The following is a 465-nucleotide window of genomic DNA, read 5'->3' on the forward strand; positions in this document are numbered from 1 at the left end:
CGCGGTGCTGCTGGAGCTGGACTACGCGCCGGGCAAACCGGTGACCCTGGATCTGGAAGCAGCCGAAGCCCTCGGCGTCGGTGAAGGTGCCAGCGTGCACCTGGTGGCGGTTTAACGCCTTAGCGAGTTTCACGGGTGGCGAAAGCGGCCCGTTTGAGGAGATAGCATGATTGTTCGTCCCGTACGCAGCAGCGATTTATCCGCGCTGATCGACCTGGCCCGCAGCACCGGTACCGGCCTGACCACGTTACCGGCCAACGAAGAACGCCTGACCCATCGGGTCGGCTGGGCGGAGAAGACCTTTCGCGGCGAAGCCGGTCGTGGCGACGCGGACTACCTGTTTGTGCTCGAAGACGACAACGGTCGCGTAGTGGGGATTTCCGCTATCGCCGGCGCGGTCGGCATGCGTGAGCCTTGGTACAACTTCCGAGTCGGCCTGACCGTCAGCGCCTCGCAAGAGCTGAA

Annotated in this window: 1 protein-coding gene and 1 pseudogene; both read left to right on the forward strand. The window is 64.1% G+C overall.

Features of this window, described 5'->3' with window-relative positions; translation table 11 throughout:
• A pseudogene (locus DBR18_RS17935) lies at positions 1–115 on the forward strand (arginine N-succinyltransferase); the annotation flags it as partial.
• 51 nt (positions 116–166) lie between these two features.
• The coding region (locus DBR18_RS17940; protein ID WP_177482402.1) for an arginine N-succinyltransferase at positions 167–465 on the forward strand (299 nt) is incomplete at its 3' end.

This window comes from Pseudomonas sp. HMWF021, from assembly GCF_003061005.1.
Taxonomy (GTDB): Bacteria; Pseudomonadota; Gammaproteobacteria; order Pseudomonadales; family Pseudomonadaceae; genus Aquipseudomonas.